Raw genomic sequence first — 18,340 nt, forward strand, 5'->3', positions numbered from 1 at the left:
GGTCCGGTCAGGCCTCGGCCAGGGCGGCCAGCAACTCGTCACCCATCATCGAGATCGGCGGCGCGCCCATGGTGACCACGACATCACCGGGCCGGCTGCGCCGCAGCACCTCGGCCGGCACGTCCTCCCAGGACGGCACGAAGACCTTGTGCTCCGCCGGCAGGTCGACGGCCGCGGTCAGCGCGACGCCGCCCTCACCGGGACCGCGCTGCTCGCCGGGGCCGAAGACCTCCATGACGATCACCTCGTCGGCCAGGGCCAGCCCCTCGGCCAGCTCGGTCTGCAGGTCACGGGTGCGATAGACGCGGTACGGCTGGAACACCACCACGAGCCGCCCGTCCCCGGCCACCTCGCGCAGCGTGCGCAGAGCCGCCTTGACCGAGGTCGGGTGGTACGCGTACTCGTCGTAGACGCGCACCCCGGCGACCGTGCCCTTGCGCTCGAACCGTCGCCGCACCCCCGGGAAGGAGCTGAGCGCCTCGGTGATCTTCTGCAGGGGGATGCCGAGCCGCATCGCGGTCAGCACCGCCGCGGCGCCGTTGAGGCCCATGTGCCGGCCGGGCAGCGCCAGCGCGATCTCGCCGAGCGGCTTGCCGTCCAGGGTGGCCTGGTAACGCACGCCCTGCACGGAGGACACCACGTCGGTGATCCGCAGGTCGGCGCCCTCGGACTCGCCGTACGTGTAGACCGTGCGACCGGCGGCCCGCAGCGAAGCGATCAGCTCCTGCACGCCCTCGTCGTCGGCGCAGGTGACCACGAAGCCGTCCGGGTCGGTCAGCTCGGCGAACTCCAGGAAGCCCGCCTTGAGCCCCGCCAGGTCACCCCAGTTGTTGAGGTGGTCGCCCTCGATGTTGGTGATGATGGCGACGTGCGGCCGGTAGATCAGGAACGACTTGTCGCTCTCGTCGGCCTCGGCCACGAAGTAGCTGCCGGAGCCGTGGTGGCCGTTGGAGCCGGCCGCGGAGATCTCGCCGCCGATCACGAACGACGGGTCCTCGCCGGCGTGCTGCAGGATCACCGTCATGATCGACGTGGTGGTGGTCTTGCCGTGGGTGCCGGCCACCGCGATCGTGCGGCGCCCGGTCATCGCGGCGGCGAGCGCCTCGGACCGGTGCAGCACCCGCAGCCCGCGCCGGCGGGCCTCGACGATCTCGACGTGGTCCTGCGGGATCGCCGTCGAGTAGACGACCGTGTCGACGCCGTCGAGGTTGGACGCCTCGTGCGCCATGTGCACCGTGCCACCGAGCGCGCGCAGCGCGGCCAGGGCCGGCCACTCCCGCAGCTCGCTGCCGGAGACCGGGACACCCCGGGTCAGCAGCAGCCGGGCCAGGCCGCCCATGCCCACGCCACCGATGCCGATGAGGTGGACGGTGCCCAGCTGCTCGGCGGTCAACTCGCCGGCCGGCGTCAGTTCCGCCGTGTTCACAGGACCACTCCCCTAGTTGTCGGGCTCATCGGCGGGCCACTGCCTCGCACACGAAGTCGAGCAGGGCCTCGTCGCCGTCGCGACGGCCGTAGCCGCCCGCCGCGGCACCCATTGTGGCGAGGCGCCGCGGGTCCCGGGCGAGCGGGATGACCGTACGCTCGATCCACTCCGGGGTCAGCTCGGCGTTGTCCACCAGCAGACCGCCGCCGGCCTCGACCACGGGCAGGGCGTTGCGCTTCTGCTCCTGGTTGCTGAACGGGTACGGCACGTAGATCGCCGGCATCCCGATCGCGGTGGTCTCGGCGACGGTGATCGCCCCGCCCCGGCACAGCATCAGGTCGGCGGCGGCATAGCCCAGGTTCATGTCGGACAGGTACGGCACCACGACGTACGGCACCGGCAGATCGCTGGGGATCTCGAACGGGTCGTTGCGCCCGCCCTGCACGTGCAGCACCTGGATGCCGGCGTGGGCCAGCTTCTTGGCCGCGCCGGCCACCGCCAGGTTGATCGTGCGGGCGCCGGACGAGCCACCGGAGACGAACAGCACCGGCAGGTCGGGGCGCAGCCCGAAGTGGGCCAGGGCCTGCGGGCGCAGCGCGTTGCGGTCCATCCGGGTGATGGCCGTGCGCAGGGGCACACCGACGACCCGGGCGTCGCGCAGCGACTCGGCCTGCTGCGGCTGGGTCGGGAACCCCACCGCGATGTTCTTGGTGAACTTCATGCCCATCCGGTTGGCCACCCCCGGGGGCACGTTCACCTCGTGGATGACGATGGGCAGCTCGCGCCGCCAGGCCGCCAGGTACGCCGGCACAGACACGTAGCCGCCGAAGCCGACCACCACGTCCGCCTGCACCTCGTCGAGGATCTGACCGGCCGCGTGGGCCGACTTGTACATCCGGTCCGGGGTGCGCAGCAGGTTCAGGTTGAGCGCGCGGGGCAGCTGGAAGGCCGGGATGACCCGCAGGTCGTAGCCGGCCGGCGGGATCAGCTCGTTCTCCATGCCCTTCGGGCTGCCCAGCGTCGTGATCCGCACCTCGGGGAAGTGGCGGCGCAGGGCGTCGGCGAAGGCGAGCAGCGGGTAGATGTGACCGCCGGTGCCTCCCCCGGCGAGCACGACAGACCGCAGCAGGCCCATCACGGTCTCCAGTTCTCCCCCGCCGGATCTGGTGCCCGGGTGCCCGATCACCGGGCGGGCGGGCGCGGCTTGGACGGCCGCCGCGGCGGGGGGAGCGGCGGCAGCGGGGCCCAGAGTAGCCGTACCCATCGGGCGGGCGGACGGGCGTGCAGGGCCCGGGCCGCGTCCGGCTCGGCGCGGGCGAAGGAGGCGAGGATGCCGATCGCGGCCAGGGTCACGACCAGGGCGCTGCCACCGGTGGAGATGAACGGCAGCGGCAGCCCGGTGATCGGCAGCAGGCCCACCACCCCGCCGATGTTGATCACGGCCTGGGCCACCAGCCAGGTGGTGATGCCGGTGGCGGCCAGCCGGCGGAACGGGTCGTCGACCCGGCGCGCGATCCGGAACCCGGTGTACGCCAGCACCGCGAACAGCGCCAGGATGACGGCACAGCCGACCACCCCGAGCTCCTCGGCCACGACGGCGTAGATGAAGTCGTTGTCGGCCGCGGGCAGCCAGTTCCACTTCAGGGCGCCCTTGCCCAGCCCGACGCCGAACCAGCCGCCCTCGTAGATCGCCGAGCGGCCCTGCACCATCTGGTAGCAGAAGTCCGACTGGCAGTCCTCGAGCGGCTTGAACAGCACGGTGATCCGGGCCAGCCGGTAGTTGTCCTCGCCGACCGCGCCCGAGCCCGCACCGCGCGACGCCGCGGCGATCAGCAGGCCGATGCCGGACAGGCCGAGCACCCCGAGGGCGGCGAAGACCCGCATCCGGACCCCGGCGGCCCACAGCAGCCCGATCACCAGCGACAGCAGCACCAGCATGGTGCCCAGGTCGTTGTAGCCGACCAGCACGAACAGCAGGCCGACCAGCGGGAACAGCGGCATGGCGAGCTCGCGCCAGTGGCCCAGCGCCGCACCCTTGCGGGCGATGATGTCAGCGCCCCAGAGCACCACGCCGAGCTTGGCGATCTCGGACGGCTGGATGCCGATCGGGCCGATGTAGAGCCACAGCAGCTTGGCCTTCAGCGGACCCAGGGCGACGATGCCGGTCTGCGGATCCGCGTCGATCATGCCGACCGAGCGCATCGCCATCAGCAGGTCCAACAGGACCAGCAGGACGATGGCCGAGCCGAGCACGTACTTGCCGAGGAAACGCAGGGTGCTCGCGGGCAGCCGCTGGCAGACCCAGAAGCCGACCAGGCCCAGCACGGCGAAGATGAGCTGGTTGCGGATGGCGGAGAACGCGCTGCCGTCCTCGGCGTACGCCTTGACGCTGGTCGCGGAGAAGACCATGGTCAGGCCGATCAGCAGCAGCAGGCCGGAGCTGGCGAGCAGCAGATAGTACGACGACAGCGGCCGGGCCAGCAGGCCGTGCACCGCGGGCAGCAGCTGCTGGCTGAGCGACCGGGGCCGGGCGGCGGGTGCGGCGGGCTGCACGGTCGCCGCCGGCGACACGGTGACCGCGGGCCGGGTGTCTACCTTGTCCTCGCCCATGGTGACCATCATGGTGGCGCGACACGCCAGCCCCGGGATGCGGCGCTGGCGTGTCGCGAGAGATCTATCCCATCACCGCGAGGAAGTCGCTGTAGAACAGGCCCAGACCGATGGCCACGCAGATGCCGGCCACGATCCAGAACCGGACCACGATGTTGACCTCGCTCCAGCCGGCCAGCTCGAAGTGGTGCTGCAGCGGGGACATCCGGAAGACCCGCTTGCCGGTGGTCTTGAACGAGATGATCTGGATGACCACCGACATCGTGATGATGACGAACAGGCCGCCGATGATGATCGACAGCAGCGTCGTGCGGGTCGCCATCGCGAGCCCGCCGATCAAGCCGCCGAGGCCCAGCGCGCCGGTGTCGCCCATGAAGATCCGGGCCGGCGACGTGTTCCACCACAGGAAGCCCACACAGGCGCCGGCCGCCGCGGCCGCGATCAACGCGACCTCCAACGGGTCACGGACCTCGTAGCAGTAGTTCGCCGGGTTGGCCACGTACGTGTCGTCACCGCACCAGTGCCGGTACTGCCAGAACCCGATCAGCCCGTACGCCCCCAGCACCAGGATCGAGGCGCCGGTGGCCAGCCCGTCCAGTCCGTCGGTGAGGTTGACGCCGTTGGACATCGACATGATGACGAAGACGAACACCAGCACCGAGCCGACCTTGCCGACGTCGAGGAAGCTGATGTCGCGGATGAACGAGATGTGCTCGCTCGCCACCGTCTGGCCGTTGGTGCTGGGCACGTACAGCGCGGCGACGCCCAGGCCGCCGCCGACCAGCAGCTGGCCGAGCAGCTTGCCCTTGGCGCTGAGCCCGGCGGAGTTGCGCCGGCGGACCTTGATGAAGTCGTCGAGGAAGCCGACGGCGCCGCAGAAGACGAACAGCCCGAGCAGGACCAGCGCTGTCATCGTCGGCTGGACCTGGGCGATCTGCTTGGAGGGCAGCGTGGTCAGGGCGATGTGCCCGGCCACGTACGCCAGCACCGTGGCGAAGATGAACGCCACCCCACCCATCGTGGGGGTGCCCTTCTTGCCCTGGTGGCTGGCCGGGCCGACGGCCCGGATCGGCTGGCCGGCCTTCAGCGCGGTGAACACGCGGATGGCCAGCGGAGTGCCGAAGAGCGAGATGATGAACGCGACCGCGGCCGCGACGATGACTGCCCTCACGGGCTTACCTCCTGCGTGGCCGGATCCGCGCGCAGCGCGTCGGCCACCTCCCACGTCCGGTACCGCGATCCCTTGACCAGCACGACGTCGCCCGGCCGCAGGTCGCCCCGCAGCATCGCGACGGCCGCCGCCTGGTCGGCCGCGAGCACCGCCTCGCCCTTCCAGGCGGGCACCGTTGCCGCGCCGTCGAGGATCGGGGCGGCATTGTCCGCGACCGCTATCACCCTGTCGACTCCCAGCTCGGCGGCGAGCCGGCCGACCTCCTCGTGTCCCGAAGTCTCGAACTGACCGAGCTCGGCCATGTAACCGAGCACAGCTGTGGTGCGCCGGCCCTCCCCCAGCGCGGCGAGAGCCCGCAGCGCCGCGGCGGTCGACGACGGGTTGGCGTTGTACGAGTCGTCGATGACTGTCACGCCACCCGGGGTGTCGAAGACGTCCATCCGGCGGCCGGAGACGATGCCGACCTCACCCAGCGCGGCGGCCACGGCGGCCGGCGCCATCCCGGCCTCCAGCGCCACGGCCGCGGCGGCGAGGGTGTTGCCGACCTGGTGGCGGCCGGTGACGGCCAGCCGCACCGGCGCCGACCCGGCCGGGGTGACCAGCGTGTACGCCGCCCGCCCGCGCTCGTCCAGCGTCACGTCGGCCGCCCGCACGGTGGCCGTCCCGGACTCGCCCACGAACACGACCCGGGCCGCGGTGCGCGAGGCCATCGCCGCGACCAGCGGGTCGTCGGCGTTGAGCACCGCGACACCGTCCTCGCCGAGCGCCTCGACCAGCTCGCCCTTGGCCTGCGCGGTGCCCTCGACGGACCCGAACTCGCCGATGTGCGCGGCGCCCACGTTGAGCACCACCCCGATCCGGGGCCGGGTCATGCCGGTCAGGTAGCGGATGTGCCCGATGCCCCGGGCGCCCATCTCCAGCACCAGGAACCGGGTCTCCGGGTCGGCCTTGAGCACCGTGTACGGGAAGCCGAGCTCGTTGTTGAGCGAGCCGGCAGGCGCCACGGTCGGGCCCAGACGGGCCAGCAGCTGCCCGATGTAGTCCTTGGTCGTGGTCTTGCCCGACGAGCCGGTGAGCCCGACGATCGTCAGCTCCGGCAGCCGGCGTACGGCCACGGTGGCCAGCGCGGCCAGCGCCCGCAGCGGGTCGTCGACGACGATCCCCGGCTGCCCGGTGTCACGGGTGCCGAGCACGCCCACAGCCCCGGCGGCGACGGCCGCGGCGGCGAAGTCGTGACCGTCCACCCGCTCACCCGCGAAGGCGACGAAGAGGCCGCCGGGCTGCAACGCCCGGGTGTCGTACTCGACCCCCGCGGTGACGGTGGCGGCCGGATCGGCGTTGACGAGATGGCCGGTGGTGATCTCGGCGATCTCGTCCAGGGTCATCCGGATCACGCGGCACCGCCCACGCGTACGGCCAGCGCCGCGGCCAGCTCGATCCGGTCGTCGAACGGCAGCACCTCGCCGTTCACCTCCTGGCCTCGCTCGTGTCCCTTGCCCAGCACGGCCACCACGTCGCCGGGACCGGCCAGGCGTACCGCCTCGTCGATCGCGGCCCGGCGGCCGGCCACCTCGATGATCTTCGCAGCCGCGCCGGCCTGCTCGGCGCCCTGGCGGACCGCGGCCCGGACGCCGGCCGGGTCCTCGGTGCGCGGGTTGTCGTCGGTGACGACGACCAGGTCGGCGCCGCGGGCCGCGGCCGCGCCCATCAGCGGACGCTTGCCCCGGTCCCGGTCACCGCCGGCGCCGATCACGCAGACCAGATGCCCGCCGCGGGCCGTCGCGAGCTCACGCAGCGCGGCCAGCGCGGCCACGATCGCGTCGGGCTTGTGCGCGTAGTCGACCACCCCGAACACGTCGCCGGGCGAGTCGACCCGTTCCAGCCGGCCCGGCACGCCCGGGCAGGCGGCGATGCCGTCGGCCGCGACCTGCGCGTCGATGCCGGCCGCGACCAGGCAGGACAGCGCCAGCAGCGCGTTGGCGACGTTGTGCCGGCCGGGCAGCGCGACACCCGCGCGCACCGCCCCGGCCGGACCGTGCGCGGTGAACCGCTGGCCGAACGCGTCGCCGGCGATGTCGCTCGCCGACCAGGTCGCCGCGGTGTCCCCGGCGGCGGAGTACGTGATGGTGGCCGGCTTGCGCAGCGGCACCAGGGCCGGTTCGTCCGCGTTGAGCACCTCGAAGCGGCACCGGCCGTCGAACAGCTTGGCCTTGGCCGCGAAGTAGTCGTCGGCGTCGGCGTGGAAGTCCAGGTGGTCCAGGCCGAAGTTGGTGTAGCCGCCGACGGTGAAGCGGACCCCGCCGACCCGGCCCATGGCCAGCGCGTGGCTGGACACCTCCATGACCACGGCGGTGACCCCGCGCTCCAGGGCGGCGGCGAGGATCGCGTGCAGGTCGGTGGCCTCGGGGGTGGTGCGCACGCTCTGCACGACCAGGTCACCGAGGCGGGTCTCGACGGTGCCGATCAGCCCGGTGGTCAGCCCGGCGGCCCGCAGCCCCGACTCGACCAGGTACGCCGTCGAGGTCTTGCCGGCGGTGCCGGTCAGCCCGATGACGGTGAGCCGCTCGGTCGGGTCGCCGTAGATCCGCGACGCGGCGGCACCGAGGACCGCCCGCGGGTCGGCCACGACGAGCACCGGCAGCCCGGCGGCGACCGCGGCATCGCGGCCGGCCGGGTCGGTGAGCACGGCGACCGCACCGGCCCCGGCGGCGGCACCGGCGAACTCGGCGCCGTGCCGGCGGGCACCGGGCAACGCGGCGTAGAGGTCGCCCGGCCGCACCTCGCCGCTGGCGTGCGTGACGCCGCTGACCTCGGCATCGGGACCGACCAGCTCGGCGCTGATCAGCGCCGCGAGGTCGGCCAGCCGAGAGGGCCGGACTGTCTGGGGACGGGGAATGCCGGACACGGCGTCAGACCCTACCCCGTGCCCGGCATCCCGCTGCGAACGCCATCGGTGCGGTTAGCCCTTCAATGTGAAGGTCGGCTCCGGGTTACCCGACGGCGGCACCCGGTAGTGGCGCAGCGCGGAGGACATCATCTTGCTGAACGCCGGAGCGGCCACGTCGCCGCCGGTGCCGTCGGGCACGTCGGCGAAGACCCCGATGACGAACTGCGGGTTCTCGGCCGGTGCCATGCCGATGAACGAGCCGGCGTTGTGCTTGGTGTACTGGCCCTCGACCAGCATCTTGCCGGTGCCGGTCTTGCCCGCGACGCGGTAGCCGTCGACCTTGGCCCGGCCACCCGTGCCGCCCTCGGCGTCGACCACCGACTCCATCATCTCGCGCAGCTGCCGAGCCGTGCCGGCGCTGATCACCCGGTGGGTCTCCGGGGCCGGGGCCGCGACGACCGAGCCGTCCTTGCCGGAGATGGTCGCCTTGATCAGGTGCGGCTGGATGTAGGTGCCGTCGTTGGCGATGGCGCCGTACCCGGCTGTCATCTGGATCAGCGTGGCGTCGACGCTCATGCCGATCGGCACCGAGCCGGACGCCGAACCGCTCCACTCGTCGGGGGCCAGCAGCTTGCCGGTCGCCTCGCCCGGCATGCCCTCGTTGGTCGCCCGGCCGAGGCCGAAGCGCTGCTGGTACTCGTACAGCTTGGCCTTGCCGAGCTTGTCGGCGATGCGGATCGTGCCGACGTTCGACGAGTACGCCAGCACGCCCGGGATGGTGAGCCGGGTGCCGGCCGGCTGGCGGTGGGTGTCCACGAAGTCGTAGCCGCCCCGCTTGAGGCCCGGGCCCACCGTGATGAGCGAGTCCCGGGTGATGACGCCCTCCTCCAGGGCCGCGCCGATGGTGAACGCCTTGTGGGTCGAGCCCGGGTCGGCGATGACGCTGGTCGCCACGTCCTCCCGGTCGCGGGGCTTGAAGTCGCCGGGCTTGGCCGCGTTGTAGGCCGGGTAGCTCGCCTGGGCCAGGACCTCGCCGGTCCTGGCGTTCAGCACCACGGCGGCGGCCACGGTCGCGTTGCTCTTCTCACCCTGCTGGCTCAGCACCCGCTGCACCTCGAACTGCAGGTCGCGGTTGATGGTCAGCTGGATCGACGAGCCGGGCGAGGCGTCGTCCTGGCGGTGGTAGCCGCCCGGGATCTCCTTGGCCAGGTCGCCGCGGCCGATCTCGAACACCCGCTTGCCGTCGGAGCCGCGCAGCAGCTCGTCGTAACGGGCCTCGAGGCCCTCGAGCCCGGTGTGGTCGTCGCCGGTGAAACCGATCAGGTTGGCCGCGAGGTCGGCGCCCGGGATGTCCCGGCGCTCGTCACGGTCGGAGCTGATGCCGGGGATCTTCATCGCGGCGATCTCGTCGGCCACCGCGATGTCGACCCCGCGGGCCAGGTACTCGAAGCGGGACGCGCCGCCGCCGGGCCGCTTCTTCTTCGCCATCAGCGAGATCAGCTTGGACGGCGGGATGCCGAGCTTCGGGGAGAGCTTGCCGGCCGCGGCGACCGGATCCTTGATCATCTCCGGGTCGGCGTAGATGTACCGCGCCTCGACACTGTGCGCCAGCACCGCGCCGGAGCTGTCCAGGATGCTGCCGCGCGGCGCCGGCAGCACCACCTCGGTGAGACGCTTCTGGCGCTGCTCGAGGAGGCTCTCCGCGGCCGCGGTGGAACCGCCGACCTGCAACACGACCAGCCGTACCCCGATCGCCACGAACAGGGTGAGCGCGAGCACGGTGCCCAGCCGCAGCCGGCGGGTGCCGTTGGCCAGCCGGGGCGGCTCGGCGGGGATCAGCGGTGCGGGGCGCCGGGCGCCGGGCCGGGCCGGCGCCGAGGACCGGGCCGGACGGCCGGCCGGTCCACGCCGGGGTCCGGGCGGGACGGCGACCTTGCGCTCCCGGCCGGTCCGGGCACTTGCTTCGGTACGGGCACCAGCAGCGCCCCGCCGCGGGTTGGCGGTCGAGCGCGACCGGGTGGCACCGGCAGTGGCCCGGCCGCCCCGGCGTGGTGCCTCGTCCCACTCGTCCTCGTCGTAAGGGTCCTGGGCGGCCCGGCTCTGAGCAGCCCGGCTCTGGGCAGCCCGACTTTGCGCGGCCCGGCTCTCGGCCGCACGACCCTGGGCCGCACGGCTCTGGGTGCCTCGGCTCTGGGCCGCACGGCCGTCGGTGGCACGGTCCTCAGTGGCGCGCCCTCGCGGCTCGCGCGTGAGCTTCTCCGCCCGCTGGTCCGGCAGCTCGCGGTCGCGGGTCCGGCGGTCGCGCGTCCGGCGGCCTTCCGGCTCGCCGTCCTGGGTGTCGCGGTCCTGCTTGGCGCGGGCCCGCGACTCGCGGCCCGGCTTCTCCCGGGCCGGGTGCGACGGCGGCTCCTGGTCGTCCTCGGCCTCGCGGCGCCGGTCACGGGCCGGCCGGCCGCCGTCCAGGACCTGCAGCGCGGGACGGAACGGATCGGTGTTACGACCGGTGCGCGGCGACCGGGTGCGCTGATCTCCCTCGCGCACGGTCCGGCCGCGCGGAGTGTAGGCCCGCGCGTCGCCGATGCCGCCGAAACCGCGGGCCCGGTCGTCCTCACGCCCGGAGCCGTCGGCCGGCGGCAGGTCAGCAGAAGCGCCGCGCCGGGGCTCCTGGCCCCGGCGCGGTGTCCCGTCGGCGCGGGGCGGCATGCGTTACCGCCCGGTCGCCGAGGTGGCGGATTCCTGCGCGGTCACGGCCACCTCGCCGCTGCCCGGCTTCGGCACCCCGAAGACCTTGCCGTCGGGCAGCCGGATGTACGCCGGGTTGTCGGCCTTGACCAGGCCCAGCCGGCGGGCGGCGGCGTCCAGGCTGCCCGGGCTGTTGTTGGCGGCGATCTCGTTCTCCAGCTCCTGCTGCTGGGTGTCCAGCTTGGCCTGCTGCTTCTGCAGCGTGTCGATCCGGAACGAGTTCTCCGCCGTCTTGGTGTTGATCAGCAGGATCCCGAGCACCCCGGCCACGACGACCGCCACCACGAGCGCGATGAACGGCGCCCGCGGAGCGTTGATCGGCGCGGGCGGCGCCACCCGCAGGCGCGGGGTCGTGATCGGGTCACGCTGCTGCTCGGCGTTGAGCTTGAGGGCGGTGGCACCCTGAACGGCGCCACTCTGGACAGCGCTGTCCCGGTTGGTACCGGCCGTCGGGTTGCGGCGTGCCCCCCGGACGCCTCCGCCCGTGGTCGTACCGGTCGTCTTGCCCGCCGGCGTGCGCCGGCCCTTGCCACCCTGCTCCGTGGTCCGGCCCCCCGACCGCGGCGCAGTGGTCATGCGCTCGCTCAATGCCCCTCCCCCTCCTGGCGTTCCCCCGGGCGTAACCGCCCTTGTCCCCCGTGCGTTGTAGACAGTCGGGACCGTTCGCGGGCGGTCCCGGCCGTCTGGTCGTGCTGGTCGATCCGTTCCACCGCGCGCAGCTTCACCGAAGCCGCCCGCGGGTTCTCCGCCACCTCCGCCGCGCTGGGCAGCTCCGACCCGCGGGTCAGGAGCCGCACCGAAGGGCCCGTTCCGGGCAGTTCGACCGGCAGGTCGATCGGCCCGGTGCTGCGCGCCCTCGCGGCGAAGGCGCGCTTGACGATCCGGTCCTCCAACGATTGATACGACATCACCACAAGGCGCCCCTTCGGGGCCAAGCTGTCCAATGCCGCGGGAACCGCCGCCTCGACCGCGGCGAGTTCCGCATTTACCTCAATACGTAGCGCCTGAAACGTTCTTTTCGCGGGATTTCCACCCGTTCGCCGCGCGGCGGCCGGAATGGCGTCCCGGACCAGGTCCGCGAGGCGGGACGACGAGACGATCCGGCCCTTCGCCCGCTCCTTGACGATCGCCGAGACGACCCGGGTGGCGAACTTCTCCTCGCCGTACACCCGCAGGATGCGGACGAGCTCGCCCGGCTCGTAGCCGTTGACGACCTCCTCCGCGGTGATCCCCCGCGACTGGTCCATCCGCATGTCCAGCGGCGCGTCCCGGGCGTAGGCGAACCCACGGTCCGGCTCGTCCAGCTGCAGCGACGAGACACCGAGGTCGAACAGGCCACTGTGGAAGTGCTGGTGACCGAGGTCGGCCAGCACCGCCGGCAGCTCGTCGTAGACCGCGTGCACGAAGTGGGTCCGGTCCGCGAACCGTGCCAGCCGCTGCCGGGAGTGCGCGAGTGCCTCGGTGTCCCGGTCGAGTCCGATCAGGACCACGTCCGGGTGCCGTTCCAGCACGGCCTCGGCGTGCCCGCCCAGGCCCAGGGTGAAGTCCACGTGCACCGCACCCGGCAGCGCGAGCGCGGGGGCGAGCAACTCGAGGCAGCGCTCGAGCAAGACCGGCACGTGTGTGCCGCGAAGCTCGCCCATCCTGACCCCCATTGCCTGCTCTTTCCGCGCTCACCCGGTCCGACCCGCACCGATTCCCGGTGCCGGCACCACCCGGTCGTCCGTCCGTACCGCCAGATCCCCATCCGCTCGTGCCCGTTGCCATCGGGCGCGCCCGACCGGACACACGCCTGGCACCGGGGAAGAGGCGCCAGGAGCGGGAGCGGCTGGAGATCTCGCAGTACGGCGGCAGTGACGTCCGGGCCGTTTCACTGGCCCACAGGTGCCACGCCTCACAATCCGCCGGGCAGCACCCCCTCCTCGATGTCGGCGAAGTCGTCCTCGCTCGCCGAGAGGTACTGCTCCCAGGACTGCTTGTCCCAGATCTCCACCCGCGTGCTCGCGCCGATCACCACGAGCTCGCGGTTCAGCGCCGCATACTCCCGAAGATGTGCCGGGATGGTGACCCGGCCCTGCTTGTCGGGGATCTCGTCGTGCGCACTGGCGAAGAACACCCGGCTGTAGGCCCGGGCGGCCTTGTGGGTGACCGGCTGTTCGCGCAGCTGGTCGGCGATCCGCTGGAACTCCGGCATCGGGAAGACGTACAGGCAACGCTCCTGCCCCTTGGTGATCACGACACCTCCCGCCAACTCGTCGCGGAACTTCGCCGGAAGGATCAGTCGGCCCTTGTCGTCCAGGCGCGGGGTGTGCGTGCCGAGGAACATCGGCCCAACCCCCCTGCCCCGGGCGCCGCCGCAGAGCCAGCTCTGTGCGGATCACCTGTCGTCTGGGCCGGCAAATCCCCTCGGATTCAGCTCCTCCTCAGGCCCTGCCACTGCGCTCCACTCTACTCCACTTCCCTCCACTCGCAACCAGAATGACGGCTTCCGCGAAGCCGATTCGCGGATGTATCCGCACGTCAGAGCCGGTGGAGTGGAAGTGGAGGGCCGGGCGGGCCGCGCCATGGTCCACTTTCCGACATGCCGCCCACCCGGGCATGAAAGTCCCCCGAATTCGGGCGTTCGGGAAGGCCCGGCTGCCCTTCGGCACCCCATCGGGGAGGAAAGTGGAGGAGAAAAGGGAGCGGACATGACAGTGGGGCGCGACCCGTACCGGGTCGCGCCCCACTGAACTGTCGTACTGCTTTTACCAGGTGCTGTCGTGACCGTACCGCTGAGCCGAACTCAGACGAGGCGGCGCACGACGTAGTTCTTGCCGTAGATCTTCTGCTTCTTGACCTTGTCACCGGTGTGCGGCGCAGCCCACATGTAGCCGCCGCCCGCGTAGATGGCGACGTGGGTGCCGTACGAGCCGGAGCGGAAGACCAGGAGGTCGCCGGCCTTCTTGTTGCCCTTACTGACCGACTTGCCGGACTTCTGCTGCGAGTTGGCCTTGTGCGGCAGCTTCTTGCCGGCGGCCTTGCGGTAGACGTACATCGTGTAGCCGGAGCAGTCGAATCGGCTGGGGCCCGACGCGCCGAACTTGTACCGCTTGCCCTTGTGCTTCTTGGCCTCGGCCAGAATCTTGGCCCCACTGGCCTTGACGGTGATCCGGGTCGACGGCGTGGCGACCGACTTGTAGCCCTTGGTGCCGGCGAACAGGGTGCGGTAGTACGCCGACGTCGAGGGCTTGCTCCAGAACGACACCGCGCCCTTGGAGTTGACCGACTTCGTCTGATAGGTCTTCCACGCCTTGCCGGCCTTGGACCTGATCTGGAGCCGGACCCGGCCACCGGTGACGGCCTTGCCGGTCTTCGGGTCGATCAGCTTGGTGGTCACCTTGACCGTGGAGCCCCAGCCGATCGACTTCCTGCTGTACGAGGTCTTCGCCTTGGGCTTCACTGTCGCCGCCGCAGCCGCGGTGACGGGAGCGGGAGCGGCGGTTGCCGGTGCGGTGGCGACCAACTGGCTGGCACCGAGGCAGAGACCCAGAGACAGAGCGACGGGACCGGCGCCAGTGGTACGACGACGCCGGTGCGAGGTGCTTTCGTGCACGGTAGAGAGATCCCTCCGGCACGCCTGCGAGGTTAGCTGTCGGGTTCGGGCGGGAAGGTTGCCCGGCCACCGCTGGTGGCTTCACCCCAAGGTCCCGGTGGTACGCCGCGAGTGGCGCGTACCCCGTGGACCGAATCTGGGTCCCCCGTCCCTGCCCCCGTATGCCTGTGTTGTCGTTCGCGTTCCTGTGGTCGCGCCGCTCGGACCGGGGCAGGGCTCGGCGTGGTCCGGTGCGGTGCGAGCGGCGAGCGGGCGCTCACCGGCTCACCCTTGCTACCCGATTTCCGTCCGGACTGCAGGGCTACGGCTCGCTACTCTCCGTACTTGGCATAGAAAACGGTGTCCGGTTTGTGACCTCCGCGTGACAAATGCCAGTGCACCTTGTGATGAGGCGATCACTTTCGGTCGAAGGTTACGGGTGAAACACAACACATAAAAAGCCCCACCGAGGTCGATCATGGGCCGGACCGAGGTCGGGAGAATGTGACCGTAAACGCCCCCACCGGCGCAAACTCGGCGACAGGCGACGTAGTGGAGATCATCCGTTCGGCCGATGGGGTGGCCCGGCGGCGGACACCCCCGGACGGACCCCGGGGCCACTCGACGTAGTGTCCGTTTCCGGTACCCTCGTCGCCGTGACGGACGGGAAGATGCCCCTACGGGCCAAGGTCGCGACCTCCGTGTCGCGAACCGCTGCGGCGCTCTCACGGGCGGCCGGCCGCGGCGACGGCTCGGTGATCGGCGGGTGGATCGGTCTCAAGATCGATCCCGACCTGCTGAAGAACCTCGCCGCCGGTCGCGCGATCGCGCTGGTCTCGGGCACCAACGGCAAGACGACCACGACCCGGTTCACCGCGGCCGCCCTCGGCGTACTGGGCCCGGTCGCCACCAACTCCTTCGGTGCCAACATGCCCACCGGGCACACCTCGGCCCTGGCCAAGGCCGGTGCCACCCCGTTCGCGGTGCTCGAGGTCGACGAGCACTACCTGGCCCGGGTCATCGACGAGACCACCCCGCGGGTGGTGGCCCTGCTCAACCTCTCGCGCGACCAGCTCGACCGGGCCAAGGAAGTCGCCATGATGGCCCAGATGTGGCGGACCGCCCTGGCCGCCCACCCCGACGTGCACGTGGTCGCCAACGCCGACGACCCGATGGTGGTCTGGGCGGCGGTCAACACCGCGCACGTCGTCTGGTTCAGCGCCGGCCAGCGCTGGCACGACGACTCGTTCGTCTGCCCGGAGTGCGGCTCGCCGATCGAACGCGCCAACGGCGACTGGCGCTGCACCGGGTGCCCGCTGCGCCGCCCGCAGGCCCAGTGGACCGTCGAGGACGACGGCGTCATCGACCCCCGCGGCGACTGGCACCTGGTCAAGCTCCAGCTGCCCGGGCACGTCAACCTGGGCAACGCCGCCACCGCGCTGGCCGTGGCCGCCGAGTTCGGCGTCCGCCCGATAGAGGCCGTCCCCCGGCTGGCCGGCGTCGCCTCGGTGGCGGGCCGCTACGCCCAGGTCGAACGCGACGGCCGCAACATCCGGCTGCTGCTGGCCAAGAACCCGGCCAGCTGGCTCGAGGCGTTCGACATGGCCGAGGTGGCCCCCACCCTGCTGTCGATCAACGCCCGCGACCCCGACGGCTTCGACACGTCCTGGCTCTACGACGTCGACTTCTCCCCGCTGCGCGGCCGGCAGGTGCTGATCACCGGCGACCGGGCCTACGACCTGGCGGTCCGGCTGGAAGTGAACGATGTCGCCTTCCGGCACGTGCATACCTTCGACGAGGCGGTGCAGGCCAGCCCGCCCGGTCGCCTCGAAGTGATCGCCAACTACACGGCGTTCCAGGACATCCGAGCGGAGTTGGACCGTGTCAACTGAGAGCACTCTGCGGATCGTCTGGATCTACCCGGACCTGCTGTCGACGTACGGCGATCGGGGGAATCTGCTGATCCTGGGGCGCCGCGCGGCGCTGCGAGGCATCCCGGTGGAGACGTACGAGGTCCGCTCGGACCAGGCCATGCCCACCACCGCCGACATCTACCTGATCGGCGGCGGCGAGGACGGCCCGCAGGCCCTGGCCGCCCAGCGCCTGATCGCCGACGGCGGCCTGCACCGGGCCGTCCACCAGGGCGCGGCCGTGCTCGCCGTGTGCGCCGGCTACCAGCTGTTCGGCAGCTCGTTCTTCGCCAAGGGCGCCAAGTGCGCCGGCCTGGACCTGCTCGACCTGAGCTCGGACCGGGGCGAGACACGCGCGGTGGGCGAGGTTCGCGGCGACATCGATCCCCGGCTAGGGTTGCCCCCGTTGACCGGATTCGAGAACCACGGCGGCCGGACCCACCTGGGTCCCGGAGTGGCACCCCTGGCCCGGGTGACCGCCGGCATCGGCAACGACGGCCAGACCGAGGGCGCCTGGCACGGCAAGATCCTCGGCACCTACGCGCACGGCCCGGCGCTGGCCCGCAACCCAGCGATAGCCGATCTGCTACTGCGCTGGGCGATCGGCGCGGATAGTCTTCAAGCGCTCGACGACACCTGGGCCGACCGGCTCAGAGGCGAGCGGCTCGCCGCGGCAGGCGCCGCCTGAGCACCACAGGCGCCGATCACCAGACCTGGACGACGAGACCTTAGGGGTACGCCTGCATGACTGACACCCTGATCGCCCCGCGGGGCATCGCCACCCCCGCCACGGACCCTCAGGTCAGCACGCAGCACCCGACGACCCCGCTCGGCTGGCGGCGCCGGCTCACCCGCGTCGGCATCCTGGCCGCCGTCATCGCCGCCCTGGGCGTGGCGGCAGCGGTCCTGCCGTTGCAGGCCATCGCGGACTCGGTCGTCGGCCTCGGCCCGGCGGCAGCCGTCGCGATCGCGGTGGTGGGCGGCCTGCTCCTGTCGGTGCTCGTCCCCCGTACCGCCATCACCCTGGCCTGCGGCGCCCTGCTCGGCCCGGCCACCGGCGCGGCCACCGCGCTGGCCGCGGCCATCATCGCCGCGGTGGCGACCTACTACGCGGGCCGCTGGGCCGGCCGAGGCGCCCTGGGCGCGCGGGCGGGCGGCAAACTGGACCGCCTGGACGGCTGGCTGAACCGCCGCGGCCTGTCGGCGGTGCTGCTGGTCCGCTTCCTGCCGCTGGCCCCGTTCGGCCTGATCGGGTACGCGTACGGCACGACCTCGGTGTGCCGCAAGCGCTACCTGCTCGGCACCACACTGGCATCGGTGCCGTCCGCGGTCTCGTACGCGGTGATCGGCGCGGCGGTGACCTCGCCGGGCTCGCTGAACCCGCTGACCCTGGCGCCGGCGGCGATCGGGATCGGCCTGACGACGACGATCGTGCTGCGGTGGCGGCTGGCTGCCCGCCGCGACGCCGCGGCTGCGGCTGCGGTCGCTTCCGCCTGAGCCGACGCACCGGAGAAACGACGAACGGCCCGCCGCATCCGCGGCGGGCCGTTCTCCTTTGGCGGTGGTCCCCGCCGCAGCTGAACGGACGGCAGTGCATACGTCGCCACAAACGCTGCCATTCCGGCGGCCCGACAGAGCACAGCGGCCCCACGGGACATCAGGACACAGAGGCTCGGAGCAAAGAGGTGTGGAGCACAGCGGCCTGCGCCCAACACCCAGGCGGCCAGCGGCCAGCCGCCTGGGCCCAAAGTCCAACCGCCCGCGCCCAACACCCGGTGCCCAGCGGCCCGCGCCAAACCCGGCGCCCAACGCCGAACGCCAGCACTCGACCCCGCGCCCAACACTCGGCGGCCTACGCCGGACACCCAATGGTCAGCGGCCTGGGCCTAACACCCAACACACCTAAGCCAACGCGAGGGACCACGGGCCGGCGGCGCAGCGGCGCAGCGGCGCAGCGGCGCAGCGGTCCATCAACCCAGCCCGGCTGAGCCGATGAGCGGCTCAGCACTCGAGCAGGAGC

13 protein-coding genes, 1 pseudogene and 1 riboswitch are annotated in these 18,340 nt (G+C 72.1%); of the genes and pseudogenes, 3 read left to right on the top strand and 11 right to left on the bottom strand.

Annotated elements, in window-relative coordinates:
* Positions 1-7: 7 nt before the first annotated feature.
* The 11 genes and pseudogenes from murC to ACWEOZ_RS19255 form a co-directional block, all read right to left on the bottom strand.
* The gene (gene murC, locus ACWEOZ_RS19205; RefSeq protein WP_451912030.1) at positions 8-1,426 is read right to left on the bottom strand and encodes a UDP-N-acetylmuramate--L-alanine ligase; all 1,419 of its coding nucleotides are present in this window, start codon (positions 1,424-1,426) and stop codon (positions 8-10) included.
* A gap of 25 nt (positions 1,427-1,451) precedes the next feature.
* Positions 1,452-2,561: an undecaprenyldiphospho-muramoylpentapeptide beta-N-acetylglucosaminyltransferase gene (murG, locus tag ACWEOZ_RS19210; RefSeq protein WP_451912031.1), complete on the bottom strand. Its 1,110-nt coding sequence runs from the start codon at positions 2,559-2,561 to the stop codon at positions 1,452-1,454.
* A pseudogene (locus tag ACWEOZ_RS19215) lies at positions 2,482-4,048 on the bottom strand (FtsW/RodA/SpoVE family cell cycle protein); the annotation flags it as partial. The pseudogene ACWEOZ_RS19215 and the gene murG, both read right to left, overlap by 80 nt.
* Before the next feature lie 52 nt (positions 4,049-4,100).
* The gene (mraY, locus tag ACWEOZ_RS19220; protein ID WP_451912032.1) at positions 4,101-5,207 is read right to left on the bottom strand and encodes a phospho-N-acetylmuramoyl-pentapeptide-transferase; all 1,107 of its coding nucleotides are present in this window, start codon (positions 5,205-5,207) and stop codon (positions 4,101-4,103) included.
* Entirely contained in the window at positions 5,204-6,601 is a 1,398-nt protein-coding gene (locus tag ACWEOZ_RS19225) for a UDP-N-acetylmuramoyl-tripeptide--D-alanyl-D-alanine ligase (protein WP_451912033.1), read from the bottom strand. The genes mraY and ACWEOZ_RS19225 overlap by 4 nt, the downstream gene beginning before the upstream one ends.
* Positions 6,598-8,112: a UDP-N-acetylmuramoyl-L-alanyl-D-glutamate--2,6-diaminopimelate ligase gene (locus tag ACWEOZ_RS19230; protein WP_451912034.1), complete on the bottom strand. Its 1,515-nt coding sequence runs from the start codon at positions 8,110-8,112 to the stop codon at positions 6,598-6,600. Before ACWEOZ_RS19230 ends, ACWEOZ_RS19225 begins: the two co-directional genes overlap by 4 nt.
* Positions 8,113-8,166: 54 nt before the next feature.
* Positions 8,167-10,797 carry a penicillin-binding transpeptidase domain-containing protein gene (locus tag ACWEOZ_RS19235; protein ID WP_451912035.1) on the bottom strand — a complete coding sequence of 877 codons (2,631 nt, stop codon included), beginning with the start codon at positions 10,795-10,797 and terminating at the stop codon, positions 8,167-8,169.
* A 3-nt stretch (positions 10,798-10,800) separates the two neighbouring features.
* Positions 10,801-11,412 (bottom strand): FtsB family cell division protein, encoded by a 612-nt coding sequence (locus ACWEOZ_RS19240; protein ID WP_451912036.1) that lies wholly within the window; start codon positions 11,410-11,412, stop codon positions 10,801-10,803.
* 8 nt (positions 11,413-11,420) lie between these two features.
* Entirely contained in the window at positions 11,421-12,479 is a 1,059-nt protein-coding gene (gene rsmH, locus ACWEOZ_RS19245; protein WP_451912111.1) for a 16S rRNA (cytosine(1402)-N(4))-methyltransferase RsmH, read from the bottom strand.
* A gap of 251 nt (positions 12,480-12,730) precedes the next feature.
* Positions 12,731-13,162, bottom strand: coding sequence for a division/cell wall cluster transcriptional repressor MraZ (gene mraZ / locus ACWEOZ_RS19250; RefSeq protein ID WP_212993900.1), 432 nt, complete (start codon positions 13,160-13,162; stop codon positions 12,731-12,733).
* A gap of 459 nt (positions 13,163-13,621) precedes the next feature.
* The gene (locus tag ACWEOZ_RS19255) at positions 13,622-14,278 is read right to left on the bottom strand and encodes a C40 family peptidase (protein WP_451912037.1); all 657 of its coding nucleotides are present in this window, start codon (positions 14,276-14,278) and stop codon (positions 13,622-13,624) included.
* A gap of 180 nt (positions 14,279-14,458) precedes the next feature.
* Positions 14,459-14,579, bottom strand: a riboswitch (cyclic di-AMP (ydaO/yuaA leader).
* Between the two features lie 502 nt (positions 14,580-15,081).
* Here ACWEOZ_RS19255 and ACWEOZ_RS19260 point away from each other — a divergent pair.
* Genes ACWEOZ_RS19260 through ACWEOZ_RS19270 form a run of 3 tightly spaced genes read left to right on the top strand, consistent with a single transcriptional unit; the run spans position 15,082 to position 17,817 of the window.
* Positions 15,082-16,302 carry a Mur ligase family protein gene (locus tag ACWEOZ_RS19260; protein ID WP_360549016.1) on the top strand — a complete coding sequence of 407 codons (1,221 nt, stop codon included), beginning with the start codon at positions 15,082-15,084 and terminating at the stop codon, positions 16,300-16,302.
* Positions 16,292-17,008 (top strand): type 1 glutamine amidotransferase, encoded by a 717-nt coding sequence (locus ACWEOZ_RS19265; protein WP_360825878.1) that lies wholly within the window; start codon positions 16,292-16,294, stop codon positions 17,006-17,008. The genes ACWEOZ_RS19260 and ACWEOZ_RS19265 overlap by 11 nt, the downstream gene beginning before the upstream one ends.
* Before the next feature lie 56 nt (positions 17,009-17,064).
* A complete protein-coding gene (locus tag ACWEOZ_RS19270) occupies positions 17,065-17,817 on the top strand; it encodes a TVP38/TMEM64 family protein (protein WP_451912038.1) in 753 nt (250 codons plus the stop codon).
* Positions 17,818-18,340 lie beyond the last annotated feature (523 nt).

This window comes from Actinoplanes sp. NPDC004185, assembly GCF_053603475.1.

Coding starts and splice junctions, on each gene's coding strand:
- mraZ (WP_212993900.1), bottom strand. CDS start 13,162: ATGTTCCTCGGCACGCACACCCCGCGCCTGGACGACAAGGGCCGACTG.
- ACWEOZ_RS19260 (WP_360549016.1), top strand. CDS start 15,082: ATGCCCCTACGGGCCAAGGTCGCGACCTCCGTGTCGCGAACCGCTGCG.
- ACWEOZ_RS19235 (WP_451912035.1), bottom strand. CDS start 10,797: ATGCCGCCCCGCGCCGACGGGACACCGCGCCGGGGCCAGGAGCCCCGG.
- ACWEOZ_RS19240 (WP_451912036.1), bottom strand. CDS start 11,412: ATGACCACTGCGCCGCGGTCGGGGGGCCGGACCACGGAGCAGGGTGGC.
- rsmH (WP_451912111.1), bottom strand. CDS start 12,479: ATGGGCGAGCTTCGCGGCACACACGTGCCGGTCTTGCTCGAGCGCTGC.
- ACWEOZ_RS19270 (WP_451912038.1), top strand. CDS start 17,065: ATGACTGACACCCTGATCGCCCCGCGGGGCATCGCCACCCCCGCCACG.
- murG (WP_451912031.1), bottom strand. CDS start 2,561: ATGGGCCTGCTGCGGTCTGTCGTGCTCGCCGGGGGAGGCACCGGCGGT.